The sequence below is a fragment of the Cystobacter fuscus genome (assembly GCF_044360685.1).
In the GTDB taxonomy this organism is placed as follows: Bacteria; Myxococcota; Myxococcia; order Myxococcales; family Myxococcaceae; genus Cystobacter; species Cystobacter fuscus_C.
The window spans coordinates 3,667,171-3,692,416 of the sequence record NZ_CP043491.1; the positions used below are offsets into that span (position 1 = coordinate 3,667,171).

20 protein-coding genes are annotated in these 25,246 nt (G+C 68.1%); 10 read left to right on the forward strand and 10 right to left on the reverse strand.

Annotated features, from left to right (window positions below; all coding sequences use genetic code 11):
• The first annotated feature begins 67 nt into the window (after positions 1 to 67).
• On the forward strand, positions 68 to 2,128 hold the full coding sequence (locus tag F0U63_RS15035; RefSeq protein WP_395846596.1) for an Ig-like domain-containing protein: 2,061 nt from the start codon (positions 68 to 70) through the stop codon (positions 2,126 to 2,128).
• An 84-nt stretch (positions 2,129 to 2,212) separates the two neighbouring features.
• On the opposite strand, the gene F0U63_RS15040 is transcribed toward F0U63_RS15035, so the two are convergent.
• Positions 2,213 to 4,225 carry an ATP-binding protein gene (locus F0U63_RS15040; protein WP_395846597.1) on the reverse strand — a complete coding sequence of 671 codons (2,013 nt, stop codon included), beginning with the start codon at positions 4,223 to 4,225 and terminating at the stop codon, positions 2,213 to 2,215.
• Positions 4,226 to 4,442: 217 nt separating this feature from the next.
• Here F0U63_RS15040 and F0U63_RS15045 point away from each other — a divergent pair, with 217 nt between their 5' ends.
• Positions 4,443 to 4,823, forward strand: a complete 381-nt coding sequence (locus F0U63_RS15045; RefSeq protein WP_395846598.1) for a DUF5335 family protein — start codon at positions 4,443 to 4,445, stop codon at positions 4,821 to 4,823.
• Positions 4,824 to 4,869: 46 nt separating this feature from the next.
• Here F0U63_RS15045 and F0U63_RS15050 read toward each other — a convergent pair whose 3' ends face one another.
• On the reverse strand, positions 4,870 to 5,139 hold the full coding sequence (locus tag F0U63_RS15050; RefSeq protein ID WP_395846599.1) for a DUF2277 domain-containing protein: 270 nt from the start codon (positions 5,137 to 5,139) through the stop codon (positions 4,870 to 4,872).
• Between the two features lie 46 nt (positions 5,140 to 5,185).
• Entirely contained in the window at positions 5,186 to 6,058 is an 873-nt protein-coding gene (locus tag F0U63_RS15055; protein WP_395846600.1) for an alpha/beta fold hydrolase, read from the reverse strand.
• Positions 6,059 to 6,153: 95 nt separating this feature from the next.
• Between F0U63_RS15055 and F0U63_RS15060 the strand changes: the two genes are divergently transcribed.
• Positions 6,154 to 6,531, forward strand: coding sequence for a winged helix-turn-helix transcriptional regulator (locus tag F0U63_RS15060; protein WP_395846601.1), 378 nt, complete (start codon positions 6,154 to 6,156; stop codon positions 6,529 to 6,531).
• A 468-nt stretch (positions 6,532 to 6,999) separates the two neighbouring features.
• Here the strand turns inward: F0U63_RS15060 and F0U63_RS15065 are convergent, their stop codons facing one another.
• Both F0U63_RS15065 and F0U63_RS15070 read right to left on the reverse strand, forming a co-directional pair.
• Entirely contained in the window at positions 7,000 to 9,189 is a 2,190-nt protein-coding gene (locus tag F0U63_RS15065; protein WP_395846602.1) for an ATP-binding protein, read from the reverse strand.
• A gap of 204 nt (positions 9,190 to 9,393) precedes the next feature.
• A complete protein-coding gene (locus F0U63_RS15070) occupies positions 9,394 to 9,780 on the reverse strand; it encodes a luciferase family protein (RefSeq protein WP_395846603.1) in 387 nt (128 codons plus the stop codon).
• A gap of 427 nt (positions 9,781 to 10,207) precedes the next feature.
• Between F0U63_RS15070 and F0U63_RS15075 the strand changes: the two genes are divergently transcribed.
• The 3 genes from F0U63_RS15075 to F0U63_RS15085 all read left to right on the forward strand — a co-directional run bounded on the left by F0U63_RS15075 (position 10,208) and on the right by F0U63_RS15085 (position 13,627).
• Complete coding sequence (locus tag F0U63_RS15075; RefSeq protein WP_395846604.1) at positions 10,208 to 10,369, forward strand: hypothetical protein; 162 nt, start codon at positions 10,208 to 10,210, stop codon at positions 10,367 to 10,369.
• Positions 10,370 to 10,470: 101 nt separating this feature from the next.
• Positions 10,471 to 11,526 (forward strand): patatin-like phospholipase family protein, encoded by a 1,056-nt coding sequence (locus F0U63_RS15080; RefSeq protein WP_395846605.1) that lies wholly within the window; start codon positions 10,471 to 10,473, stop codon positions 11,524 to 11,526.
• Positions 11,527 to 11,680: 154 nt separating this feature from the next.
• Positions 11,681 to 13,627 (forward strand): ATP-binding protein, encoded by a 1,947-nt coding sequence (locus tag F0U63_RS15085; protein WP_395846606.1) that lies wholly within the window; start codon positions 11,681 to 11,683, stop codon positions 13,625 to 13,627.
• A 21-nt stretch (positions 13,628 to 13,648) separates the two neighbouring features.
• On the opposite strand, the gene F0U63_RS15090 is transcribed toward F0U63_RS15085, so the two are convergent.
• A complete protein-coding gene (locus F0U63_RS15090; protein WP_395846607.1) occupies positions 13,649 to 14,305 on the reverse strand; it encodes a class I SAM-dependent methyltransferase in 657 nt (218 codons plus the stop codon).
• Between the two features lie 278 nt (positions 14,306 to 14,583).
• Here F0U63_RS15090 and F0U63_RS15095 point away from each other — a divergent pair, with 278 nt between their 5' ends.
• Positions 14,584 to 15,924 (forward strand): cytochrome P450, encoded by a 1,341-nt coding sequence (locus F0U63_RS15095; RefSeq protein ID WP_395846608.1) that lies wholly within the window; start codon positions 14,584 to 14,586, stop codon positions 15,922 to 15,924.
• 5 nt (positions 15,925 to 15,929) lie between these two features.
• Here the strand turns inward: F0U63_RS15095 and F0U63_RS15100 are convergent, their stop codons facing one another.
• Positions 15,930 to 16,700 (reverse strand): N-acetylmuramoyl-L-alanine amidase, encoded by a 771-nt coding sequence (locus tag F0U63_RS15100; RefSeq protein WP_395846609.1) that lies wholly within the window; start codon positions 16,698 to 16,700, stop codon positions 15,930 to 15,932.
• Positions 16,701 to 16,885: 185 nt separating this feature from the next.
• On the opposite strand from F0U63_RS15100, the gene F0U63_RS15105 reads away from it, so the two are divergent.
• Positions 16,886 to 18,370, forward strand: a complete 1,485-nt coding sequence (locus F0U63_RS15105) for a glutamate-cysteine ligase family protein (RefSeq protein WP_395846610.1) — start codon at positions 16,886 to 16,888, stop codon at positions 18,368 to 18,370.
• Positions 18,371 to 18,427: 57 nt separating this feature from the next.
• Here F0U63_RS15105 and F0U63_RS15110 read toward each other — a convergent pair whose 3' ends face one another.
• From F0U63_RS15110 to F0U63_RS15120, 3 genes are all read right to left on the reverse strand, one after another.
• The gene (locus tag F0U63_RS15110) at positions 18,428 to 19,129 is read right to left on the reverse strand and encodes a hypothetical protein (RefSeq protein ID WP_395846611.1); all 702 of its coding nucleotides are present in this window, start codon (positions 19,127 to 19,129) and stop codon (positions 18,428 to 18,430) included.
• Positions 19,130 to 19,195: 66 nt separating this feature from the next.
• Positions 19,196 to 20,992, reverse strand: coding sequence for a DNRLRE domain-containing protein (locus F0U63_RS15115; protein WP_395846612.1), 1,797 nt, complete (start codon positions 20,990 to 20,992; stop codon positions 19,196 to 19,198).
• A gap of 295 nt (positions 20,993 to 21,287) precedes the next feature.
• Positions 21,288 to 22,226 (reverse strand): L-lactate dehydrogenase, encoded by a 939-nt coding sequence (locus F0U63_RS15120; RefSeq protein WP_395846613.1) that lies wholly within the window; start codon positions 22,224 to 22,226, stop codon positions 21,288 to 21,290.
• Positions 22,227 to 22,420: 194 nt separating this feature from the next.
• On the opposite strand from F0U63_RS15120, the gene F0U63_RS15125 reads away from it, so the two are divergent.
• Both F0U63_RS15125 and F0U63_RS15130 read left to right on the forward strand, forming a co-directional pair.
• Positions 22,421 to 24,379, forward strand: coding sequence for a carbohydrate binding domain-containing protein (locus F0U63_RS15125; RefSeq protein WP_395846614.1), 1,959 nt, complete (start codon positions 22,421 to 22,423; stop codon positions 24,377 to 24,379).
• Between the two features lie 132 nt (positions 24,380 to 24,511).
• Entirely contained in the window at positions 24,512 to 25,147 is a 636-nt protein-coding gene (locus F0U63_RS15130; RefSeq protein WP_395846615.1) for a CHAP domain-containing protein, read from the forward strand.
• The last annotated feature ends 99 nt before the right edge of the window (positions 25,148 to 25,246 follow it).

Here is a 25,246-nt window from a genome sequence, read left to right on the forward strand (position 1 = left end):
CCCTTCGACGGAGAATGCCCCACCGGCTATGCTCGCGGGACATTCGTTTGAAAGGAGTTCACGGTCCATGAAGTTCCATAAGGCCCTCCCCTGGTTGCCCGCGGTGCTGGTGCTCGGAGGGTGTCCTGGTAGTCCGATGGATGAGACGCCGCGGTTGAGCACGATCGCCGTCACCTGTGCCCCCAACCCCGTGGGGGTGGGGCGCTCCTCGCGCTGCACCGCCAGCGCCACGGATCAGAACGGCGACACCTTCAGCGTCTCCGGGTTCACCTGGAGCTCGAGTGACGAGGCGGTGGCGAAGGTGGACGCGGAGGGCACGGCGACCGGCGTGGCGCTGGGGACGGCGACCGTCACGGCCAGCGCCACGGCGGAGGGCGTGACGCAGACGGGGCAAGCCTCGCTCAGCGTCATGCCCACGCTGCACGCCACGCCCATCACCGCCGACGAGACGTGGCGCGTGGCGGACAACCCGCATCTGGTGCGGGGGCAGCTCACGGTGGACAACGGCGCCACGCTCACCCTGGAGGCCGGGGTGGACGTGCGCTTCGAGCAGGACGCGGAGCTGCGCATCCGCGACGGCGAGCTCCAGGCCCCGGGCACGGCCCAGGCGCCCATCCAGCTGTCGGCCTACACCGCCGCCACCCCGGGCTCCTGGCGGGGCGTGGTGCTCGCCACGGACAAGGGCGTGTCGGCGTTGAGCCATGTCACGCTCAGTCACTGTGGGCAGGCCTCGGGAGAAGGGGCCTGTCTGGCGGTATTGAACAAGGCGGCGCCCGTGCTCCAGGACGTGACGGTGCGCGGCAGCGGTGGTGCCGGAGTGAAGGTGGCGGAGGAAGGCGGTTTCGGTGCGGAGTCGGCGCGGCTGAAGGTGACGGACAGCGCGGGCTACGCGGTGCGCCTGGATGCCAACCAGGTCAGCACGCTGCCGGCGGAGTGCACCTTCACGGGCAACGTGCGCGATGCCATCGAGATTACTGGCAATGTCTTGCGCACGCAGACCTGGACCCCGCGCTGTGGTGCCTACGTGCTCAATGGCGTCATCAACGTGGAAGGTCCTGATCAGGACACGAACATCACGCTGACGCTCTCCGCTGGGACGGAGTTGCGCTTTGGGGCCAACGCCGAGTTCAATGTTGGCTTCAACGGGAAGATGGCGAATGTAATGGTCGAGGGGTCCGCTACCGCGCCCATCCGATTCACGGCGGATTCGGACAACCCCATGCCCGGTCATTGGAGAGGCGTGCATATTGCTTACTGGCGCGTTCCCAGCCGCATCACCCACGCCATCTTCGAGTACGCGGGGGCCGGGGATCACAGCCTCGAGCTTGATGGCAGGGGCAATCTGAATCTCTATGGAAGCCGCAATGTTCCCACCCCTGTCGTCAGCAATGTCATTCTTCAAAAGAGCAGCGGACCCGGTCTCTACGTGGGACACGTGGGAGTTGGTGCGGGTTCGGGCAAGCTGACGGTGCGTGACAATGGGCGGTATGCCATGAGCATCAACGGGGATGATGCCGGCTCCGCGCTCGTGGACACTGTCTTCATCAACAATACTCCCAATTCCGTGGAGATCCTGGGCGGTATTGGCACCACCCAGACCTGGCCCAAGTTGAGCGTTCCTTATACCATCACCAGCCGGATGGAGGTGGGCTCCATCTACAACCCCACACTGACCCTTACCGCGGGGACGGAAATCCAGTTCGCCCGGGGGGCGTCGTTGGTGATTGCTTATAGTTCTATCTGGAAAGCAGCCCTGGTTGCCAAGGGAACAGCGGCTGCACCCATCCGCTTCGTCCCGGATGTGGAAACCCTTGAAAGGGGTTACTGGAACGGACTGCATTTCTGGAAGGCGGACGGGAGCGTTCTGGACCATGTGCTCGTCACCAACGGGGGGGTTTCGAACAACAGCAACCCGGGCGATGGTGTCTTGGGCGATGCGAACGTGAACGTCTACCGGGAGATTGGCCCCTTCATCACCAACAGCAGCTTCATGTATGCAACCGGATGTGCGATCCGGGGCGCCAGCGGGTTTCGCGAAGGGACCACCCAGGTCACCACGCAGTTCCTCGACGCCGCGTACAAGAACACCGCCACGTCCAACACTGGCAACAGGCAGTGCCCGTTCTGACGCACCAAGCGCCTGTCCCGAGGCTGTCATCCTGGCGGGGACTGGCCTGAAGCAGCCCGGCGGCGGAGGAGCGCCGCCGGGTTGTCAGTGGGAATTGCTCGGAGGCGGGGAAGGGGAGCGGAGGGAGGAGGCGCGCAGCAGGCGGAGGACGGCGGCGCGCAGCTCCTCATTGGTGGCGCGGGACTTCACCAGCACGGCGGACACCTGGCGGGCCAGCTCCGCTTCGGCCTCGCGCACGGAGAAGAGCACCACCGGGGCGGCGGCGAGCAGTGGCTCCAAGGGCATCAGCCCTCCGTCGGGCAGGACGTTCTCGGCGATGATCAGCGGGAAAGGCTCGGCGCGGAGTTCGGACTCGGCTTCCGCCGGGCCGCGCGCGGGGACCACGTCCGCCACGTCCCTCAACACGTCCGCCACCACGCGGCGGTTGTCCTCGTCCGCCTCCACGTGCAGCAGGCGCGGGCGCCCGGACCCTGGCCCGGAGGCCACGGCCGTCTTCTCCCGGAGCGGCCCGGGCGTGTCTCGGGGGTCCGCCGGGGCATGCCACTCGGGCAGTTCCACCCGGAAGGTGGTGCCAACGCCCTCGCGCGAGACGAAATCCAGCGTGCCTCCGAGCTGCGTCACCAGCGCCCGGGTGATGGAGAGCCCCAGTCCGGTGCCTCCCTTGCGCCGGCTGTCCGAGCCATCCGCCTGGGCGAACTTCTCGAAGATGCGCGCGCGGAAGGACTCGGGGATGCCCGGTCCGTGATCCTCCACGCTCACGCGCAGCCGCGAGCCCACCCGCTCCAGCCGCAGCGTGACGCGCTCACCGCGCGGGGAGAACTTGAGCGCGTTGGACAACAGATTGGCCAGCACCTGGAGGAAGCGGTCCCCATCGACCAGGGCCCGGGCGCCGGGCGCCGCCAGCGCCAGCTCCACCCGGGCGCCGCACTCCTCCGCGTAGCCCTGGTGCGCCTCGACGGCCTGGGCGAGCAGCGTGCCCAGCTCCAGGGGCTCGAGCTGGAAGTCCAGCTTGCCCGACTCCATCTTCTCCAGGTCGAGGATGTCGTTGATGAGGCGGATGAGGCGCTCGGTGTTGGTCCGCGCGATGCGCACCATGTCCTGGGCCTGGGGAGGCAGCTCTCCGAGGATGCCCCCCTCCAGCAGGCCGAGCGAGCCGCGGATGGAGGTCAGGGGCGTGCGCAGCTCATGGCTGACGGTGGAGACGAACTCGCTCTTCATCAGCTCCACCTGGCGCTGCTTGGCCTCCAGGCGCTTCTGCTCGGTGACGTTGCGCGCCACCCCGTAGAAGATGCCCTCCTCCACGTTGACGGTGGCGTTCCACTGGAGCCAGTGCCAGGTGCCGTCCTGGCCCCGGCAGCGGTGCTCGAAGCGGGGGAGCGGCTCGCCCTGGGCCCCGCGCGCCAGCCACTCGGCGGTGGCGGCGCGCTCCTCCTCGTGCACCAGCTCCAGCAGCGGCCTCGCCAACAGCGCCTGCTCGGAGTAGCCGAGCGTGCGGGTCCACGCCCGGCCAAGCTGCCGGAAGGTTCCATCCAGCCCGGCGATGCAGAGCATGTCCACCGACAGCTCGAAGAAGCGCTCCTGCTGGGCCAGCGCGGTGCGCGCCTCCTTCATGGAGAGGGCATTGAGTTCCAGCTCCACCCACGAGGCCAGGTCCTCCAACTGCTGGCGCTCCGCCTCGGTGAAGTCGCGCGCCCGGCGATCGAGCAGACAGAGCGTCCCCATGGGGCTGCCGTCCGAGGCGTGGATGGGATGACCCGCGTAGAAGCGCACGTGGGGGGTGCCCGTGACGAGCGGGTTGTCGGCGAAGCGCGGATCCTCCAGGGCGTCGCGCACCACGAAGGTGTGGGGGGTGAGGATGGCGTGGCCGCAGAAGGAGATGCCGCGCGCCGTGGAGGGGATATCCAGGCCCACCCGCGCCTTGAACCACTGCCGCGACTCGTCCAGCAGCGACACGAGGGAGATGGGAACCTGGAACAACCGCGCCGCCATCCGGACGATGCGGTCGAAGCGCTCCTCGGCCGGGGTGTCCAGCAGCTCCAGGCGCAACAGGGCCTGCAGACGCCTGGGTTCATCGAGCGGCAGGAGGGGGGGGATCATCCAGCTCCAGTCTATCCCGCGCCCCTGGAACGTGGGGGTTCGCCGTCCGCTCGTCCGCCCGGGGAGAAGGGTCTCCGGGGGGAGTCCGGACGTGTCCTGGACGCCGAAGAGCCAGGGCCCGGTCGGGGGGTCCCCGGCGCATCAGGGAAGCGGGCCCGTCATCCGCGCGGCACACGCCTTACGGTTCAAGAGCAACACGACAGCGCGGAGGCGCCCCATGACACACATCAACCAGGAGATTCCCCGGGAGCAATGGGCGGATTACCTCGCCCGGATCAGCAAGCAGGAACACGACGAATGGGTGCGCGTCGAGTCCATCAGCCCCGATATGGGAGACCAGCCCCTGTCCGAACGCCTGCCGCTCGTCGACATCATGCTGGAGACCAAGGGCAGTGAGGCGGGCACGGTGCAGATCATCGTGGGCCGCGAGAACGAGGAAATCACCCATCGCATCCTCGAACCGGAGCGCCTCGTCGCCGAGTTGAACGGGAATGGCGGCGTGTTGGAGTGTCTGGAGATCTGTGAGCGCGGAAATGGCAAGACGCTCATCTTCTTCGAGCGCACCTCCATCTTCGATGAAATGGGGGCCTCGATCTGAACTCCGAGCCGCGACGCGCCTGGAGCGTGGCTCCAGGCGTGCTGGCTCACCGGGGCTCGGCCTTCTTGAAGCGCAGCCGCCTGGCCGCTTCGAAGTTCACGCGGTCCCGTGGCGGCGTTGTCGCCACCAGCCCCTCGAGCATGCGCTTGGAACTCTGGAAGATCTCCTCGACGGCGACCTCGAAGGCGTCGGTGTTCTGTTTCGACGGCTTGCGAGTGCCGGCGATCTTCCGGACGAACTGCAGCGCCGCCGCGCGGATGTCTTCGTCGGTGGCGGGAGGCGCGAAGTTGAACAGGGGCTTGATGTTCCGGCACATGTCCCAAGTCTAGCAGCTCGTGGCCCACGCTTCCGCGCTCCGGACTTCAGCCGAGGAAGTGGGCCAGGTGACGCAGGAGCTCCTCCGGGCGCTCCTCCGGAATGGCGTGGCCGCATTCGGGAATGAGGTGCCCGGTCACGTCGTCGGCGAGGGGCACGAGCTGGCGGTACAACGCCTCGCCGACCACGTTTCCGCCCAGTGCCAGGGTCGGAACCCTCAGCCGGGCCCGCGCGGCCTCCTGGATGAGGGCGGCGTTGCCCTTGAAGGCCCGGTAGGGTCCGAAGCCGCCCCGCAGGCCCTCCACTCCGGAGAAGGCGGCCACGTATTCGTCACGCGCCTCGGGCCGGATGCCCCGTTGCCCGTACGTGTGATGGACGTAGAACCAGTCGAGATAGGCCCCCTCGTTGCCGACCAGGACGCGCTCCGCCAGCTCGGGCACCTCGTGGAAGCCGAACCACCACGGTTTGCCCTGGGCGAGGAAGGACTCCGCGCCCGGCAGGCCCGCGAGGATGGCCTCGCTCAACACCAGCCGGCGCACCTTGCCCGGGTGGCGCAACGCCAGCATGAAGGCGACCTCCGTACCGAGATCGTGCGCGACGACATCGGCGCGGCGCACTCCGAGATGCTCGAGCAGGGCGGCGGCATCGTCGGCCAGGGTGTGCAGGTCATAACCCGTCAGGGGCCGGCTGCTGTGCCCGAAGCCTCGCAGGTCCGGGGCGATCACCGTCCGGGTCGCGGCCAGCGCGGGAATGACGCGTGCCCAGGTGAACCAGGTGAACGGCCAGCCATGCAGCAGCAGCAGGGGTTCGCCGCCGTGACCGGCGAGCGTGTAGTGCACCTGGATGCCATTGAGCTGTGCGAAGTGGTGCCCGAAGCCGGGGGCCTCCAGGGTCTTGAGCGGTCGTGGGGCGGGATTCATGCGCGTCTCCTTGGTGTGAAGGCGCGCATTAGTCACTTCGGGAAACCTGGTGTAAAGAGGACACCTGGAGGTATTCTGGTTACCTGGAGGGAACCATGGCGGCGATGAAGAAGGAGCGCAAGGGAGATGCCTACTCGGCGCGCTGTCCGGCGCGTCTGGTGTTGGATCAGATCGGCGACAAGTGGACCGTGTTGATCCTGGGTGTGCTCGTGAAGCAGCCCACGCGCTTCAACGAGTTGAAGCGCCGGCTCCAGGGGGTGTCGCAGAAGATGCTGGGTCAGACGCTCAAGAAGCTCGAGCGCAACGGTCTGGTGACGCGGCAGGTCTTCGCCACGGTTCCGGTCACCGTGGAGTACGCCATCACACCGCTCGGGCGGACGCTCGCGGGCACGGTGGATGCGCTTCGCCAGTGGGCCGAGCAACACATCGACGAGGTCGCCCGGGCCCAGGAACGCTTCGACGCGCGTCCTTGAACAGGGACGGGACGGGCATCCGGATGGCCGCTGGCTGGAGGCAGGCGGAGTGTATTGGCGTACGTGAAGGAAGCGGGAGGGGTGAGAGCGATTCTGGAGCACCTGGGCCTGCCCCCGGCAGGTGCGAGGCGGGCCCCGGCGCGAGGGCCCCCCCAGGCCGCGTGGTGTTGAGGCTTACGCCTCCCCAGAGCCAAAAGGCCCAGTCACCTACCGCGCACCCCATGCAAGCGCGGCCTGGGCAGTCGTGTACCTCACGGGGCTGCGCGGCCTGTCCACCCGCCTGGCTCACTGCTCGGGCGGCCCCTGTCAGCGGTCCTCCTCGGCACCTGCGCTCCAGCCCTCACCCTCCACATGGCCTCTATCCCGCCTATACGCGGGACATGGTGCTGGATATAGAAAGCGATGTTTTGGATCCAAAGTGGCGCGTCTGGAACAGCGGCGTCCATGGGATGGAACAATGGGGCCGGATCAGGCGGCCTGTTGTGGCAGGACCGGGTGGTAGGGCAACTCCAGGGTGAACGTGGCTCCGCGTCCGAGCCCCTCGCTGTGGACGGTCAGGGAGCCCCCCATCTCCTGGGCGGCCAGGGCACTCGCGTGCAGGCCGAAGCCGTGCCCGTCCGCGCGCGTGGTGAAGCCATGCTGGAAGATGCGGATGAGCATCTCCGGCGCGATTCCCATCCCATTGTCATGGATGCCGATGCGGAAGCGGTCGGTGGAGACCTGCTCCAGCTTCACCGTCAGGAGCCGTTCGCCCGGCGCCACCGTGTCCAGGGCGTATTTGGCGTTGCTGACCAGGTTGACGAGGATCATCAGCGTCTTGTGCTTGTCCGTCATCACGGGGGGCAGGGACGCGAGGTCGCGCACCACCTTCACCTGATGACGGGTCAGCCCGGCCGCGTTGATGCGCAGGGCGTCCTCCACCAGCTGCTCCAGGGTGACCTGCTCGTGCAGCCGGGGCGTGCGGGCGTAGTTCTGCTGCACCTTGACGATGTCGCCGATGTGCTCGGTATAGCGGCCCACGTCATCCAGCAGCGAGATGATCTGCTCGCGCTCCTCGTGCAGGTTCTTCCCCAGCTTGTCCAGGAAGGGCATCAGGTGACGTCCTCGCGCGTCTTGCCTGAGGAAGGTGGTGAGGTCGGACTGTTGCTCCTCGAGCATCCGGGCCACCCGGCCCACGTGGTCCACGCGCATCCCAGCCATCCGGTCCTTGGCGAGCTGGGCCGAGGTGTAGACGCTGTTGAGCACGTTGCCCACGTTGTGCAGCACGTTGGTGGCGATCTCCGCCATGCCCGCCCGCCGGGCCGTCTGCAGCCACTGCGTGTGGAGCTCCTTGATCTCCCGGGTGCGCTCCTCCACCCGCTGCTCCAGGTTCTCATTGCTCTGGCGCAGGGCCTCTTCGCGACGCTGGACCTCGTCGGCCATGAGTTGGAAGGCGCGGGCCAGTTGCCCCAGCTCATCGTGGCGAGCGGTATCCAGCGCCACCTTGAAGTTGCCGGCCGCCACCTTGTCGGTGGCCTGGGTCAGGTTCTCCAGCGGACGGGAGATCTGCTGTTGGAGCACCCGGTACATGATGATCAGCTCCACCAGCAGCGACAGCAGGCCGAGCAGCAGCACGTAGCGGGCCGCGGCGAAGGCGGGCTGGGTCACCATGCTCTCGGGCAACACCGTGGCGAGGTACCAGCCGGGACCCTTCAGCCGCATCACGGCGATGTACTCGTCGTATTCCGGCAGCTCCAGGAGGGTCTGATCGGGCGCGCGGTTCTTCACCCGCTCGAAGATGTCGCGCAGATGGGCCGCGTTCTCCTTTGAGCCGAGACGATTGGCCGCGGGCTGCTCGGCGGCGTGCGGGATGTTGTAGGGCGTGGTGACTCCCTCCAACTTCAGATCGGGATGCGCGATGAGCTGGCCGTCCTCGCGGAAGATGATGTTGTAGGCACCGGGCAGATGATCGTTGACGGTGCGATGCATGAACTCGTCGAGGAGCACATCGTGGCCGATTGACGCGACATGCTGTCCGTCCACGTCCACCGGCGTCCCGACCGAGGCCATCCATGCGTGGGAGACGTTCTCCAGATAGATGCCCGTCCAGATGGTCTTCCTCTCTGGGTTGTTCTTGGGCTGGGTGAGCGCGTAGTCCTCGTAGTCGGTGATCGAGAAATCCGAGCTGGCCTGCTGTGCCCAGGAGGGCGCCCACGGCCAGAAGCCCACGATCGCCCCCTCCATCAGGTTGATGTAGATCGTGTTGAACCGGACGCTGAGGGCCCGCCCATACCAGGTGAGCACGTCATACGCGGCCATGAACCGGGCGCGGAACCCGGCGTCGATGACCACGTGCGGAGCAATGAAGCCCTGCACCTCTCTCGACCCGTCGACGAGCTCGGGTCTGCTGCGGACCGTGCCATCGGGCAACCGCACGAACAGCCGGTCGAAGCGGGCGCTCACGTCTTCCCGCTCGAGCGCCCGGATCCGCTCCTCCAGGGCTTTCTTGAGGAAGGCGTGGTTGTCCTCCGCCAACACGAAGAGGGCCTGCTCCCGCGCGCTCCGTTCCGTGACATGCTGCTGTAACTGCGCGAGTGCCTTGGTGCGCAGGGTGTGAAGCATGTGGAGATAGCTGAAGAGCGTGGAGAGGGCGATGATGACTCCGATGCGCCCCCCCATCTTCAGGAGCGTCGTTCGGGCCAGCGGGGCTCGGGGGCTGGACGGTATAGGCATGAGGGCTCGCGAACCTGGCCTCGTCCTGTGGATTCCAAAACACGTCCAGTGAAAGACGCGCCAGGCCTGATCCGATACCTGAACCATACCGTGGAATCTTCCTTCGGGGAGCCTGCGAGGGCTCGAGGGACGCGGTGCTCGGCTGTGACATCAAGCGCTGCCGCGCGCGTAGCGCCAGGAGGCGGTCACGAGCGTGGTGACCACCTCGATCTCGGCCGGATCCCGCGGCGCGTAGACCATGACGATGTCGCGGGAGACGCTGGGATAACCGGCGAGGGGATGCTTCTCCGCCCAGCCGCTCGCGATCGCCTTGCTGCGCAGCGGTTCCGGCAGGGGCAGGTGGAGGCTGCCGTCCGGACTCGGATGGAGGTGGGCGAACTCCAGGCCCAGCAGGAAGGCCTCTTGCGGACCGTGGGCGTCCTGCTCCTTCAGGTAGAAGCCCGGCCCCACCTGCTTTCTCTTCTCCGCAACGGCGTACAGGCTGTTGTTGAGGAGGTTCAGGAGGACCCGCCCGAAGTCCTGCGGAGCCAGCTTCATTGCCATGCTCTTCGATCTTCCCGACGTTCTGCTCGAGCCAGCTCAGCAGCTCATCCATCCGCTGAAGCGAGGAGCCCCCCTGGCCTGACGGCTGCTCCTTCAGCTCCTCGCGCAGCTCCTTGACGAGACCCGCCGAGAGCTGGGCGAAGTTGTTCACGATGTGAGGCGTTCCAAAGCCTGCCGTCAATCGAGGGTCTCCACGCGGTTATCGTCGTCTGGCTTGAGCGGCAGTTTCCCCGTCCGGTGTCGCGATGACGGCCACATCAGGCGAGCTACGCGAGGAATTCCCGGGCGAGCCGCTCATAGCCTATTACGCCAAGACAATCCTATCGGACTTCTGCTCGCTAGCCCGTCACGGCATTTTTCCGGAGCCGATCCGCGAAGAGCTTTAGCCTGGCTCAGTCCCCAGGCGACCATTCCCGGCAGCGTGCGAGGACTGAGCCTGCCCCACGTAACTGGGGCAAGCCCATACGCCATCACTCCGCTCGGGCGGACGCTCGCGGGCACGGTGGATGCGCTTCGCCAGTGGGCCGAGCAACACATCGACGAGGTCGCCCGGGCCCAGGAGCACTTCGACGCGCGTCCTTGAACAGGGACGGGACGGGCGTCCGGATGGCCGCTGGCCCGGGCCCGCCTCCTTCACATCCAGTGCCCGCTGCCCTCTGTCTCTTCGAGGAGGACGGAGCAAGGATGGAACCCGACAAGGTGGATCTGGTGTTCGAGGGGGGAGGTGTCAAGGGCATCGCACTGGCGGGAGCGGTCGAGTACCTGGAGACGAGGGGGCTGAAGCCGCAGAACGTCGTGGGCACCTCGGCTGGAGCCATCGTCGCGGCGCTGGTGGCGGCGGGGTACTCGTCGAGGGACGTGCGCGGCATCATGGCGGGGCTCGACTACCGGCGCTTCCGGGACATGAGCCGCCTGGATCGGCTCCCCGTGGTGGGCCCCGCGCTGAGCCTGCTCCGGGAGAAGGGTCTCTACGAGGGCGCCTACCTCGAGAGCTGGTTGCGCAAGCTGCTGGCCGACTCGCCTCGCCGGGTGCACACCTTCAAGGACCTGCACTGGGAGGATGAGGAGGGACGGGAGGTCGACCCGAAGTACCGCTACAGGCTCCAGGTCGTCGCCACGGATCTCTCCCGGCGCAAGCAGCTCGTCCTGCCGTGGGACATCCAGGACTATGGGCGGGATCCCGAGCAGCTCGACGTGGCCTGGGCGGTGCGGATGAGCATGAGCATCCCCCTGTTCTTCGAGCCCGTGCGGCTCCAGGATGGCCAGGGACACACGAGCTTCATCGTGGATGGCGGCGTGCTCAGCAACTTCCCCGTCGACATCCTCGATGACGGGAGCGCCCACCCGCGCTGGCCCACGTTCGGACTCAAGCTGGTGGAGCGGACGTGGGCGGATGGCCGGGAGGAGGTGGTGCCGAGCCGCATCCAGGGGCCCTTCTCGCTGCTCGAGGCGGTGATCTCCACCATGCTCGAGGCGCACGACACGCGCTACGTCGAGCAGAAGAACTTCGATCGCACCATCGCCATCCCGACCCTGGGCGTGAAGACCACGGACTTTGGTCTGCGCGCGGAACAGGTCCACGCGCTGTACCAGGCGGGCTACACGGCCGCCGAGCGGTTCCTCCAGACGTGGGACTTCCAGGGGTGGATCCGCAAGTACCGCCAGCTCGAGCCACCGAGCCAGGAGCCGGTGAGTGAGAGCGCCCGGGAGGGTATCACGGCCCTGGCGTCAGCGATCTGAGGGGAGAGTCCGTCCATGGGTGAGGCGCGTGAGGGCTCCTCCACGAGCGCTCGGCTGGCGGCTCCCCGTCCGTCTCTTGGGAAAAACCCAGTCCCCGAGGACAATCGCCCGAGCCGCGCCGCGAGCCCATCCCCGCGAGTGCCGCCACGCAGCCATGGCGAATCTCTCCACGCCCGAGACACTCCCCTCCGCGCACCCGCCACCCGAGCCCCGGCGGGAGGCTTCCGCGCCCCCGGTGATCCGCTCCTGGCTCTTGGCGCGGCTGGACTCCCTGCTCTCGGAGCCGTTGCGGCGGGCGGAGCCCTCGGAGCTCGTCCGCCACCGGCTCATGGTCGGCGCCGCCTGCTTCTTCTCGCTGATGAACGTGGTGTTCCTGCTGCGCTCCTTCTCGCAGGGCAACCACCCGTATGCGGCCCTCCTCGCCAGCGTCGGCTACCTGGGGACGTTGGTGCTGGCGCGCAGGGGCCGCACTCCCATCGCGCCCGCGATGGTGCTGCTGGCGACCCTGTCCCTGGGGCTGGTGATCACCACCTTCGTGAGCAGGAGACCCACGGGCGGCGATCATGCCGTGAACATGTTGCTGCCCGTCCTCGCGGTGTACCTGGTGGGGCCACGGCTGGGATTGTCCATCACCCTCGTCCTCTTCGTGGCGCTGGGCCTGCTCCACCCGTATTACCGGTCGCAGGTGGGCATCGACCCCAGCACCCTCACCATCAGCGGCCTCTGGTTCAGCCATGTGTTCGCGGGCATCTCCTCCCTGGGTGTATGGGCCCTGAGCTCGTTGCACAGCACCGCGCGCGACGCGGCGCAGGCCACCATCGAGCGCACGGTGCGCGAGCTTCGCGACAGCCAGAGCAAGCTCAACAGCGTCTTCGAGAGCACCGACGACATCGTGGTCTCGATCGATTCACAAGCGCGCCTGCTCACCGCGAACTCGGCCGCGAGGTTCATCTACGAGCACCGTGGCGGCATCGTGCTCGAGCCGGGGATGCCCCTCTTCCAGAATGAGCCGCCCGAGAGCCGCAAGGCCTGGGATGCCCGGCTCGTCCAGGTGCTCCAGGGCCAGCGCCTGCGCTTCGAGCAGATCTACCAGGACCAGCAGGGCCTGTTGGTGCTGGACACCAGCGTGCATCCCATCGTGGAGGAGGGGGGCCAGGTCGTGGGGATGACGATCTTCGGCCGTGATGTCACCGCCCGGAGGCAGGCCGAGGCCCGGCTGGGGGAGATGCACCGCACCCTGGTGGACGTCTCGCGCCAGGCGGGCATGGCCGAGATCGCCACCGGCGTGCTCCACAACGTGGGCAACACCCTCAACAGCGTCAACATCTCCACCAGCCTCGTCATCGATCAGATCCGCAGGTCCCGGGTGACGAGCCTCACCCGGGTCGCCACCCTGCTGCGTGAGCACCTGGCCGACGTCCCCGCCTTCTTCGCCCGGGATCCCCAGGGCCAGAAGCTCCCGTCCTTCCTCATCGCGCTGTCCGAGCAGCTCCAGCAGGAGCGGGAAGCCATGCTCCGGGAGATGCACTCGCTGGGAGAGAGCGTCGAGCACATCAACTCCATCGTCAGCATGCAGCAGAAGCACGCGCGGGCCGCGGGCGCCGTGGAGCATGTGGCCGTGCCGCAGCTCATCGACGAGGCGTTGCGCCTGCACGCCGTCTCCTTTGATCGTCTGCGCATCCGCGTCGAGTGCGACTACGACGAGGTGCCCCCCATCTTCGTGGACCGGCACAAGCTGCTGCAGATCCTGATCAACCTGGTGAGCAACGCGCGGCATGCGCTGGTGGCGAGTCCGAAGCAGGACAAGCGGTTGGGCATCCACGTGCGGCGCGCACCCGAGCCAGGGCAGCTGCACATCGAGGTGACCGACAATGGGGTCGGCATCGCTCCGGAGAACCTGGGGCGCATGTTCTCCCAGGGCTTCACCACGAAGAAGATGGGGCACGGCTTTGGCCTGCACATCAGCGCCCTGGCCGCCGCGGAGATGAAGGGGCGGCTGTCCTGCTCCAGTCCTGGCCTGGAACAGGGGGCCACCTTCCTCCTCGAACTGCCGATGCAGACCGAGGTCCCAGTGGTCCAGGAGGAAGCGGAAGCCTCCTGAGGGGGCTGGGAGGGCGGGTGCTCAGGCCCTCCGCCAGAGCAGGGCGAGCAGCCGGGGCACGTCCGAGCGCGGTGCGCCCGGGTCCCGGCCATCCCTCGCTCGCACCAGCACGAAGCCCGCGTCCGCGGCCGCGTTCAGGTACTCCGAGACGTCGTGCAGGTGGCTGCGGACGTTCTGGAGGGCGCCGGTGTCCGGGTCCACGAAGTACGCCTGCTTGCCCTGGAGCTGCCGGAAGGGGTGCAGCTCGCAGACGAAGAGCGCGCCGCCTGGCCTGAGGACTCGCCTGGCCTCGGAGAAGACGAAGGACAGGTCCTCGATGTGCTCCAGCACCAGGTTGCAGGTGACGGTGTCGCGAGAGGCCTCCGCGGCGGGCCAGCGCTCGCGCAGGTCATGCAGGAAGAACTGGACGTGGTGCACCCCCGGGCGCTCGCGGGCGCGGTTCAACATCTTCTCCGAGGCATCGAGCGCGAGCAGGCTGTGGGCCCGGGGGGCGAGCCACTCGGTGTTCTTCCCGGTGCCGCAGCCGATCTCCAGGACGTCGCCTCGAAAGAGGGCTGGGTCCTGGCCCTGGAGGATGGCGGCGTCGAGGTCACGCGTGGCGTTGGCCTGGGTGTCGTACACCTCGGACCAGACGTCGTATGCGGTCGCCACTTCGTCGGGGGGGCGCTTCGTGGTCATCTTCATCTCCTCCGCGGGGAGGTGACGAAGGCTCGCCACCTTCCCGTGTCTGGGGCCTCGCGGCCCACGGGTTCAGGTGACGTAGCTTTGTTCGCCCCCTCGAGGAGGAGGCCCGCAGCAGCGTCACTGCTGCGGTCCAGCGCTCGTCTGGCTACCACGCCCTCGAGGAGGGTGTCAAAGCCTCCCATTGCCGCGGGGGGGACTCTCCTTTGGGTGCGGTGGAATTGTAATCTTGCGTCTCCAAGGGCCACTTCCCCCACGGCCCGGAGACACGCGACATGACTCCCCAGGCCGATGCCAATGCTCCCTCTCCCGAGAACCTTCCGCTTCCGCCCGGGAGTTCGGGACTCCCGCTGCTCGGCGAGACGTTGGATTTCCTGCGCTCCAGTGGGGCCTTCACCGCGCGCCGGCGGCGTCAGTATGGCCCCGTCTTCCGCTCGCACGTGTTGGGCTCGCCCACCGTGTTCCTGCTCGGCCCGGACGCCATCCAGTGGATCTTCGCGGGCGAGGGCAAGTACCTGAAGAACCGCTGGACTTCGGGAGTCCGCCGACTGCTCGGAGCCAACAGCCTGGCGCTGCTCGAGGGCGAGGAGCACCTGGAGCGCCGCCGCCTGCTCGCGCCCCACTTCAGCTACGCGACGATGCGCGGGTTCGTGCCCGCCATCGAGTCGCTCGCCACGCGGCACTTCGAGCGCTGGGCGGCGCTCCCGGGGGATTTCACCCTGTGGCCCGCCATGCGGGAGCTGGCCTTCGAGATCGCCCTGTCGCTCATCTTCGGCCAGGACACCGTGGACGTGCCGTTCCTGATGCGTCACTTCCAGACGTGGACGGCGGGGCTCTTCGTCCCGCTGGCGGTGAACCTGCCCTGGACGACGTTCGGACGGGCGCTCGCCGCGAAGAAGGCGATGATCACCTATCTGGATCAGCTCGTCGCCGAGCGGCAGAAGCGCACCGAGCAGCCGCCGGATCTGCTGGGCTCGTTGCTGCGGCACCGCGAGGGTGAGGAGCCCCTGTCGCGAGAGGCCATCGTCGAGGAGTTGCAGTTGCTGCTCTTCGCCGGACACGACACCACCGTCACCGCCACCTGCAACCTCATGCTGCTCCTGGCCCAGCATCCGGACGTGCTCCAGAAGGGCCGCGAGGCGGTGGCGGGCCTGGAGGGTCCGCTCACCCTGGATGGGCTGCGGGCGATGCCCTACCTCGTGCAGCTCATCCACGAGGGGATGCGCCTCATTCCCCCCATTGGCGGGGCCTTCCGCGTCACCACGCGGGACGTGGCCTACAACGGCTACCGCATCCCCAAGGGGTGGATGGTGCCCGTGAGCATCCGGACGGCGCACGCGGGCGACCAGTGGCCGGCCCCGGAGCGCTTCGATCCCGAGCGCTTCAATTCCGCGAGCAACGAGCAGCGCAAGCCGGGCACGTTCATCCCTTTTGGTGGGGGACCGCGCATCTGCCTGGGACAGCACTTCGCGATGGTGGAGATGAGCGTGATGCTGGCGCTGCTGCTCAAGCACTACACGTGGGAGCTCGTGCCGGGCCAGGATCTCTCGTACATCATGGTTCCCTTCGCCAGGCCTCGAAGCGGCATCCAGCTGCGGTTGCGCCGGCGGGACTGAGCGCGTCAGAGGACGGCGTCCACGGCGCGGCGTACGCGGGCCCAGTCGAAGTTGTCGGCGGGGTCCGTCTTGCGGCCCGGGGCCACGTCGCGGTGGCCGAGGATGTTCTCCTTGGGCACCCGGTACGTGCGGGCCAGGTACGGCACGAGCCGCTCCAGGATGCGGTACTGCTCTTCCGTGAAGGGCGTCGTGCCGGAGCCGTCGTTGGTGAGCTCGATGCCGATGGAGCGCAGGTTGACGCTGGGCTTCGTCTCCCCGTACAGCGAGGACACCCCGGCGTGCCAGGCGGCGCGTGAGTCCTGCACCAGTTGGTAGAGCGTCCCTCCGGGCGCCACGAGGTAGTGCGCGCTCACGCGATTGGGACCGCTGCCCTTGCGCAGCGTGGCCAGGTCCACGCTGGCGCGGTTGGAGGCGGTGTGGTGCAGGAGGATGACGTCGATGTCCGTGCCCCGGCGCGGCTCGTGGTTGGGGGAGGGCTTGGACACCACCTTCGGCTTGTAGACGGGTATCAGGGCCTTGAGGAGCGCCGCGCGCGTGCCGGGCCCATAGACGCCGTCCGGGGGGAGCCGCCAGTCGCTCTGGAAGGACTGGAGCGCGGTCTTCGTCTTCGGCCCGAACTCCCCATCCGCCCGGGCTGTCAGGTACTTGAGCCGCACCAGCACCGTCTGGAGTTGTTGCACCTCGGGTCCTTGCGAGCCCTCACGAAGCTCTCCCTCGGGCAGCGACGAGGAGGTCGGCGCGGGGGAGAGGGCCATGGCGGAAGCAGTGGTGGACATGGGTTCGATCATACCTGGAAGCCATTCGACGGGCCGCTGGCTGGCGGCCAACTGTCCAGCCGAGCGCTGAATGGCACGCCCGCGAGGGAGGTCTCGCCCCTGGGCACGGTATTGGCCGCCAGTCCATGGGGGCTCCCTCCTCAGGAGAGAGGCTCCCTATCTTGAATGTGACGACAGGAGGCCCCGTGGGTCAGGCCCTCGAGAAAGAGGAGTTCACTCCGGAAGAGGTGGCGCGCTTCTCGGCGCGGCTGGAGGAGTCGCTCGAGGCGCTGGAGCGAGTCCTCGCCCGTCCAGGCTTCGGCGTGGGGCCGCGCACGTTGGGTGCCGAACTGGAGGCGCACCTCGTGGACCTGGGGGGCCGCGCCCTGAATGTCTGTGGGGAGGTGCTCGCGCGTGCCCGTCACAGTCAACTGACGGTGGAGCTGGGCCGCTTCAACGTGGAGATCAACGCCGGGGTGGTGCCGCTGGCGGGGAGGCCGTTCCGCGAGTTCGGGGCGGATCTGACGCGCATGCTCGCGCGGTTGCGGCATGCCGCGGGCGAAGTCGGCGGCCGTGTGGCACTCGTGGGCGTGCTGCCCACCCTGCGGCTGGAGGAACTGGTGCCGGGAGTGATTTCTCCCTTGCCGCGCTACCGGGCCCTCCAGCACGGCCTGCGTGGCCACCGCGCGCGCCCCTTCCGGCTGCACATCGAGGGGGAGGAGACGCTCAGCCACGAGCTGGAGTACATCAGCGCGGCGAGCGCCTGCACCTCGCTGCAGTACCACCTGAAGGTGGATCCGGCGGACTTCGCGCGAGCGCACAACGCCGCCCAGCTCGCCATCGCCCCGGTGCTCGCGCTTTGCGGCAACTCGCCGCTCTTCCTCGGACGCAGGTTGTGGCACGAGACGCGCATCACGCTCTATCGCCAGTTGACGGACGGACGCTCGAGTGAGGAGGAGTCGATGGAACTTCCCTCGCGCACGGGTTTCGGCCACGGCTGGGTGCGACAGGGCGCTCACGAGCTTTTCGCCCAGGGGGTGGCACTCCATCCCCCCATCCTCGCGGTCCTGGGACACGAGGCCCCGCTCGAGGTGGTGGAGCGCGGCGGGGTGCCGAGCCTGAGCGAGCTGAGGATGCATCAGGGCACCGTCTATCCCTGGAACCGCGCGGTGTACGATCCCTCGGGCGGCGGCCATGTGCGGGTGGAGATGCGTGCGCTTCCCTCCGGGCCCAGCGTGCCGGACATGTTGGCCAATGGTGCCTTGCTGCTGGGGCTGACCCTGTCGCTGATGGAGGAAGTGGAGGCGCTCGTGTCGCGAATGCCCTTCCGTTGCGCGCGCACGAACTTCTACCGCGCGGCGCGTGAGGGGCTGGACGCGCCCCTGTACTGGCCGGGTCGTCCTGGCCAGCCGCTCGCGGCCCAGCCCGTCCGGGATCTCCTGCCCTGTCTGTTGGCGCGGGCGCGGCAGGGGCTCGTGTCGGCGGGGGTGGAGCCGGAGGATGTGGAGCCGCTCTTCGAGCTGCTCGAGGGCCGGCTGCGCACGGGCCGCACGGGGGCACGCTGGCAGCTCGATGCCCTCGCGCGGCTCGAGGCGGACCGGCCCCGGCACGAGGCGCTCACCGCGATGTTCGAGCGCTACCTGGCCTACTCCGAGGAAGGCATGCCGGTGCATACCTGGCCGGACGTGTGAGGGAGACGGCGTTTCGGTTGAGCACTGCCCGATTGATCATGCCCCTGGTGCGTTCGATCAGCTGCTCCACCGGCCCACGAGCACGCCGAGCAGGAAGGCCACGGCGATGGCGACGGCCCCCCATCCCAGCGGCAGTCCCCGGGGAGTGGTGGCCGTGGGGGAGGGGGAGGACTCCCGGGAAGGCACGGGATCATCGGGGATGACCACGCGAACCCGGATGCCGCCCGAGCGCAAGGCCACCTCGAGATCCTCGAGGAAGCGCTCGTAGTCCTTCGCGGCCAGATCCAGCGGCGTGCCATGGTGGGCCTCGTAGCGCCTCGCCACGGACTCATAGCCGCGCAGCTGGGCCTCCTCCCGGGCGACATCCACCCACCCACAGACGAGGGTGGGTGCCGTGCCGCTCCGGGTGACGAGGGAGAGGGGCTGCCGGGCGAGGCGTCCTCCCGCGGTGCTCGGCCCCTCCGGCTCGTCGATGCGCAGGATGCGCAGGTGGGGTGCGCGACCGTAGCGCTTCTGGGCGAAGCGCTCGCGCAGCCGGTCCGCGAAGAGCACCGCATGGGAGGCGAACATCGTCCGGTTCGACTCGCCCGCGGAGGAAGGGGGGAGCGTCTCGGGCTCCTCGTCCTCCACCACGGGCGCCACCCGCGTCTCGTTCGAGCGCGCGCGCCGGGCGTACTCCCGCTCGTCCTCCTCCAAGGAGCCGGCGCGCGTCTGATCGGACCGTTTCCCGCCTCCCTTGCCCCTGCTGCCATTCGCCATGCGGACTCCTCGTACAGGGCGGAGGATACCTCCCCGGAGGCGGGGCGTCCCCAGGTCCGTCGCTACTCAAGGCCCGGTGTACACGCCGATGGCGCCGGGTTTGCTTTGGGTGCCATCGAAGGCGATGAGGATGCGGCGCTGGGGGCCGGAGCGGTCCACCTGGATGTCCTTCACGGGCAACCAGTGGACGAAGCTGGGGAGCACGCTCGCGCCGTAGAGCAGCACCTCACCTCCGCGCACGCGGCTCAGGCCCTCGCCCCAACTGGCGCCCGCCCAGACACTCTCGTCGCTCGGGTCCGCGGCCACCGCGGACACCCGGCCCGCTCCATCCACCAGCTCGGTGGACAGGGTGCGCAGCCGCTGCCCGTTCGAGTCCAGCAGCGCCAGGCCCCGGGTGAAGCTGCCCACCCACACGCTCTGGTCTCCCATCACCGCCATGCCCGAGACATTGTCATCCACCCGCTGCTCCCGGGTGGGAAGGGTGGGTTCCCTCACGGCATCCGGCCACACGTCGATGCGGTTGGCGCTGTAGGAGCTGCCCTCGGTTTGTACCTGCGCGCTCCAGTAGTTGTAGCCCAGGGTGCCATAGCGGAAGCGGGTGGAGCGGATGGCACCCCCAAACCAGACATCCCCGTTGGGGGTCACGGAGACGCCGTAATACGCATCGGTGAGCAGCACGACCCCCGTCCCGCTCGCGTTCCAGCCGTTGATGGCCGGATGGACATGCTCCATCACCCCCGCGCAGCCGTAGTTCCAGGTCCCCGGGGCGCACGAATAGCCGGTGAAGTCCGCGTTGCCCCAGGCGAAGCCATGGTTGGCGCCAAACCAGACGCTGCGCGTCCTCGGATCATAGGCGATGCGCAGGATGTGACAGAGCTTCTCCCGCCCGCGCGGCTCGGCGGCGACCATGTTGGGCCCCGAGGAGATGTCGTAATGCACCACCTGGATGCCGGTGCCGGAGAGCGTCACGCGATCCGCGTCCCCGCTCTTGTAGATGCTCGCGTCCGGGGTACGGCCCGACGAGGGGGCCGCGTCCCATTCGTCCTCGCACGAGGGCATGCCCGCGGCGGGAGCCTTTCCGCCATAGCCGACGAAGGCCACGCCCGCGGGGCCTCCGGCGACCGAGATGACGTTGAGGTACTTCGTCCCCGGAGGGGCGCTCCCATCGATCATGTAGCCATAGGGGCGCAGGCCGTCCTCCATCGTGAAGCGGCGGAAGCGGGTCTGCCCCTTCTCGAGGACGAACAGCCCGTGCTCTCCGCCCGCCACCCAGAGGTTGCCGCCCGCGTCGGCGCTCACCCCGAGCACACGCGGGGGCAGGCCCTCGGCGCTCCCATAGAACGTCCAGCCGCCCTGGGTGGGGGCGCCGCCGCCGTCCACCGTCACGACGAGCTGGGGCCTCGAGTCCGTGCTGGGTGACTCGCGCGAGTTGAACACGGTGCCATCCGTTCCCGTGGGACTCAGCGAGAAGCTCACCGTGCTCTTGCCCTGGACGGCGGACGTCACGTCCCATTCCACCCAGGAGTTGGCCGCCACGGACCCGGCGCTGGCCACCCAGGTCTGGTTGCCGGGCCGGGTCTGGTAGGTCACCGTGCCTTCCTGCCACGTATCATGTGTCGTGTAGACGGCGGGTCCGTTGACCGTCGCATCCGTGGCGTACAGCCGCAGCTTCGCGCTGAGCACGGTGCCCGTCAGCCCCTGGAGCTCGAAGCGGAGGAAGGACTCGTATTGCGGCGAGCCATCCACCTTGAGGACCGAGGAACCGCCGAAGTTCTGCGTCGCGGCGGCGCCCTCCACCCGGGCATCCGCCACGGGAGCGAAGACCCAGGAGTTCTGCTCGGACTCCGCGGCCAGGGCGGCCATGCCCTGTCCTCCCCATCCACACACACCAGCACCCACTACCCAGACACACACTGCCCCTCTCCAGCTCCGAGCCCCTCTGACCATGTCCTTCTCCCACCGTGGTTGTCGCGTCTTTTCTGCCCGTGGCCGGGGCAGTGCATCCTGGATGCCGTTCGAGGAGAGGGTTTTCGCGAGCCCCCGCGGCTCGAACGGGGAAGGGTATTTCTCCGCGTGGGAAGACGGGAAGACCTGAGTGACTTCCCGCCGCCCACGCGGGGAGAACCTGGAGGAATGCGTCAGGGATTGGCGCCTGACGTCAGAAGCCCAGGGTGCGGATGGCCTTCCGGATGGTGTCCGCGCTGTGCTTCAAACCCTCGCGTTCGGACTCATTCAGGGGCAGCTCCAGCACCGCCTCCACGCCGCCGCGGTTGACGATGCTCGGCACGCTCATGCACACATCCTGGATGCCCAGGTAGCCCTCCAGGCGGGAGCTCACCGGGAGGACGCGCTGCTCGTTGTGGAGCAGCGCCTCGAGGATCTGCGCCGTGGCCAGACCGATGGCGTAGTTGGTGGCGCCCTTGCCCTGGATGACGTGGTAGGCGGCGTTGCGCACGTTGTCGAAGATGCGCTGGCGGTCCTCGTCCGACAGCCGCGCGCGCCCGGGGACGGCCCACTGCATCAGGGGCACCCCGCCCACGGAGGCCGAGCTCCACAGGGGGAGCTCTGAGTCCCCATGCTCACCCGCGATGAAGGCGTGGACGTTCTGCACCGCCACGTTCAGGTGACGTGCCAGCAGGAAGCGGAAGCGCGAGGAGTCCAGCACCGTGCCGCTGCCGAGTACCCGCCTGGTGGGCAGGCCGCTGAGCTTCTGCACCACGTACGTCAACACATCCACCGGGTTGGTCACCAGCAGCAGCAGGGCGTCGGGGGCGACCTTCAGCAACTGGGGCACGAGCGAGCGGCACAGCGCCACGTTCGCCTCCGCCAGCTCCATGCGCGTCTGTCCGGGCTTCTGCTTGGCGCCCGCGGTGATGACGATGACGTCCGCCCCCGCGCACACGCCGATGTCGTCCGAGCCCTCCAGGGTGGCCATGGGGACGAACTGGAGGCCATGGTTCAGGTCCAGCACCTCCGCGTCCACCTTGGCCCGGTTGACGTCGTAGATGGCGAGGTTCTTGGCCACCCCGCGAATCATGGACGCGTAGGCCACGGTGGCGCCCACCGCGCCCGCTCCGATGATGGCGATCTTGCTCACACGCTCTGTCATAGGCGGCGCAGACAACCACACCGGATTCCAGGAGGGGGAGGCAATTTTTCTGACGGTCTTCCGGCGAACGCCCGCGCTCCGCGGAGGAGCGTCCGCGTATCCTCGGAGCGCTGTCTACACCCCGTGGAGAATGCCCCGGAATGATGCGACGAAGCAGGAAGTCTGTAGGGATGCAGTGGGTCGTGGCCTTCTTGGCCTTGGGCCTGATGGCCGGTGGATGCAAGGTGACCGAGGAGCCGCCGCCGGAGCCGCTGCCGCAACCACAGCCGCAGCCGGACCCCGAACCACCCGCTCCCCTCGTGGTGGACGGGCAGCGCTACTCGTTGACCTGGGAGGAGGACTTCGGCGGGGCGTTGAACGGGGGCCAGCCCAGATCCTTTCTCAACACGAACTTCTGGACGAAGGAGAACCTGGGCGTCAACAACGAGCAGCAGGCCTACACCAACCGGGAGTGTCCCGACCATCCGGATGACTGGAATTACTGTGTCGAGAACGGCAGGTTGAGCCTGCGTGCGCGGCACGAGTCCCTGGACTGTGTCGTCTGGAAGCAATGCACGGCCGACGCCGAGTGTGGCGAGGGGGGCACCTGCGCGGCGACGAAGTACTGCGTGTACGATCAGAACAAGAACGGCGTGTCCGACCACGAGGAGTGCGCGCCCTTCAACGGCACGGGCAACGCGCCGCACAACGAGACGTCGTACACCTCGGGCCGCATCAAGAGCGACGAGAAGGTCGAGTTCCGCTACGGCTACATCGAGTTCCGGGCGCGCATGCCCTTCGCCGAGCTGCCCGCGGGCACCACGCCGCCCAATGGGATGTGGCCCGCCATCTGGATGCTCGGGGCCAACAGCGGCATCGAGAAGGGAGGCCGGGACGACACGGTGGGCTGGCCCATGACGGGGGAGATCGACATCATGGAGTACACCCAGATCAAGGAGAACCCGGTCCTCTATCCCCAGAACGAGGCCATGGGCTTCAACACCCTGTGGCGTGAGTACCCCGAGCCGGGCGAGGGCGCCATGGGGGCGGGGGGCTGGCAGCCCAACGCGTGCAGCTCCTGGCCCAACAACGGAGATGCCAAGTGCGACGGGGACGTGGGCGGGGCGCGCGCGATCTGGGGCGGGAAGACGATCGACTACCACCAGTGGCACACCTGGGGTTTTCTCTGGGACGAGAACGGCTTCAAGATCTACATCGACGCGTTGCCCCAGAACGGTGGGCAGCCGGTGGCCACCTTCAGCACGGGGGACAACGCGACCGAGTTCCGCCAGCCGATGTTCCTCATCCTCAACAACGCGGTGGGTGGGGATCTGGGGTGCTCGGGCTGGTCGGGCCGTGCCTGCACCTCCAGCGCGCAGTGCGCCAATGGCGCGGCGTGTGAGAACGGCATGTGCAAGGAGACGCCGGGGTCGTGCGTCGACATCGACTGGGCGGCCCATGGAGACAAGGCCCAGTTGGAGGTGGACTACGTGCGCTGGTTCCACCGCGACTCGGGTTACGCGCGGGCCAAGGCGGCGCCCTGCCAGGATGGCAACGGCGATGGGACGCCCGACAACATCATCCGCAACTGTGGCTTCGAGGAGGACTACACCTACCACCGCAGCGATCTCTTCTTCGAGGGCGGCGGCGGTCTGACGGACATCATCAACGAGGGCGGGGCGCACGGCTTCGTGCAGTGGGTGCGCGTGGACAACGGGGGAACGCAGCCCTACAGCGTGCAGGTCCGGCAGGAGGGGTTCGCGTTGCAGGCGGGCACGTCCTATCAGTGGAAGGTGGACCTGAAGACGAGCGCGGCCCTCTCCGTGCCCGTGAAGATCACCCTGGCGCACGAGCCGTGGACGACCGTGGCCTCCTTCTCGTGTGACGTTGGCACGGCGTGGACGACGTGCAGCCCGCCCCCGTTCACCGTGACGGCCACGGACACCTACAAGTTCGAGATCGATCTGGGCAACGCCGGCGCGAGCAAGACCAACGGCATCCAGGCGTACATCGACAACATGTACCTGGCGACCACGGCGAACACCTGCCAGCCCGAGTGCACGGGCAAGCTGTGTGGCGATGATGGTTGCGGTGGCGCGTGTGGCGCGTGCGCGGCGGGGACGACCTGCGGCGATTGGGGTCAGTGCGTCGCGCCGAAGTAGGCACGAGCACTCCTGGCGAAGCACCCCGGGCGGCCTCCCGCGATGGTCGCCCGGGGTCCAGACGAGCATGACGGGCCGAAGCTCGCCGACCCGCCGGTGAATGACCCGAGGGGCACGTCCGTTCAGACCCTCATGAGGTTTCGTCTGCTCAAGCTCCCCTGGCTGATCGGCCTGGCGTGCGCCGCTTGGGCGGTGTGCGGGCGTGAGCGGCCCGAGGAGCCCGCCGAAACGTCCTCCGTGGAAGTCACGGAGGCGGAGAGAGGCCAACGCGTGGCCCTCCGGGCCGCGGGGCTCGTGGGCACCTCGTTGCGCCGCTACCCCGTGTCGGACGACTGCTCGGGGCTCGTGCGGCTGGCCTACCAGTCGGTGGGCGTGGAGCTATTGTCGCAGGGCAGGCGTCCTGGCGAGAACGCGGCGAACGCCATGTACCGGCGCGCCCTGCGCGTGGGGGCGTTGCACCACCACACCCCCGAGCCCGGCGACATCGTCTTCTTCCGCGAGACGTATGACCGCAACCGCGATGGTCTGCGCAACGATGGGGTGACGCACGTGGGCGTCATCGAGTCGGTGGCCAGCGACGGCGCGGTCGTCTTCGTGCACCGGGGCGGCAAGGGCGTGGTCCGCGCGCGGATGAACCTGCGCCACCCCGAACGCAAGGGGCCCGGAGGAGAGATCCTCAACGACTACATCCGCCGGGCCGAGCGGGGAAAGCGCGCGCGTCTCACGAGCGAGTTGTTCGTGGGCTACGCGTCGGCCAGCCGCCTGTGAGTTCCGCGCCATTCCCGAGAATGCTCGGCTGAGCGCTCGCTGCCCTATCAACCCTCGCGGGTGGCTTCCGGGGCGACATTGCCGCTCAATATACCGATC

What these genes read in the sequence shown, in the direction of transcription:
- F0U63_RS15035 (WP_395846596.1), top strand. Translation starts at nt 68, where the DNA reads ATGAAGTTCCATAAGGCCCTCCCCTGGTTGCCCGCGGTGCTGGTGCTC.
- F0U63_RS15040 (WP_395846597.1), bottom strand. Translation starts at nt 4,225, where the DNA reads ATGATCCCCCCCCTCCTGCCGCTCGATGAACCCAGGCGTCTGCAGGCC.
- F0U63_RS15045 (WP_395846598.1), top strand. Translation starts at nt 4,443, where the DNA reads ATGACACACATCAACCAGGAGATTCCCCGGGAGCAATGGGCGGATTAC.
- F0U63_RS15050 (WP_395846599.1), bottom strand. Translation starts at nt 5,139, where the DNA reads ATGTGCCGGAACATCAAGCCCCTGTTCAACTTCGCGCCTCCCGCCACC.
- F0U63_RS15055 (WP_395846600.1), bottom strand. Translation starts at nt 6,058, where the DNA reads ATGAATCCCGCCCCACGACCGCTCAAGACCCTGGAGGCCCCCGGCTTC.
- F0U63_RS15060 (WP_395846601.1), top strand. Translation starts at nt 6,154, where the DNA reads ATGGCGGCGATGAAGAAGGAGCGCAAGGGAGATGCCTACTCGGCGCGC.
- F0U63_RS15065 (WP_395846602.1), bottom strand. Translation starts at nt 9,189, where the DNA reads ATGGGGGGGCGCATCGGAGTCATCATCGCCCTCTCCACGCTCTTCAGC.
- F0U63_RS15070 (WP_395846603.1), bottom strand. Translation starts at nt 9,780, where the DNA reads ATGAAGCTGGCTCCGCAGGACTTCGGGCGGGTCCTCCTGAACCTCCTC.
- F0U63_RS15080 (WP_395846605.1), top strand. Translation starts at nt 10,471, where the DNA reads ATGGAACCCGACAAGGTGGATCTGGTGTTCGAGGGGGGAGGTGTCAAG.
- F0U63_RS15085 (WP_395846606.1), top strand. Translation starts at nt 11,681, where the DNA reads ATGGCGAATCTCTCCACGCCCGAGACACTCCCCTCCGCGCACCCGCCA.
- F0U63_RS15090 (WP_395846607.1), bottom strand. Translation starts at nt 14,305, where the DNA reads ATGACCACGAAGCGCCCCCCCGACGAAGTGGCGACCGCATACGACGTC.
- F0U63_RS15095 (WP_395846608.1), top strand. Translation starts at nt 14,584, where the DNA reads ATGACTCCCCAGGCCGATGCCAATGCTCCCTCTCCCGAGAACCTTCCG.
- F0U63_RS15100 (WP_395846609.1), bottom strand. Translation starts at nt 16,700, where the DNA reads ATGTCCACCACTGCTTCCGCCATGGCCCTCTCCCCCGCGCCGACCTCC.
- F0U63_RS15110 (WP_395846611.1), bottom strand. Translation starts at nt 19,129, where the DNA reads ATGGCGAATGGCAGCAGGGGCAAGGGAGGCGGGAAACGGTCCGATCAG.
- F0U63_RS15115 (WP_395846612.1), bottom strand. Translation starts at nt 20,992, where the DNA reads ATGGCCGCCCTGGCCGCGGAGTCCGAGCAGAACTCCTGGGTCTTCGCT.
- F0U63_RS15130 (WP_395846615.1), top strand. Translation starts at nt 24,512, where the DNA reads ATGAGGTTTCGTCTGCTCAAGCTCCCCTGGCTGATCGGCCTGGCGTGC.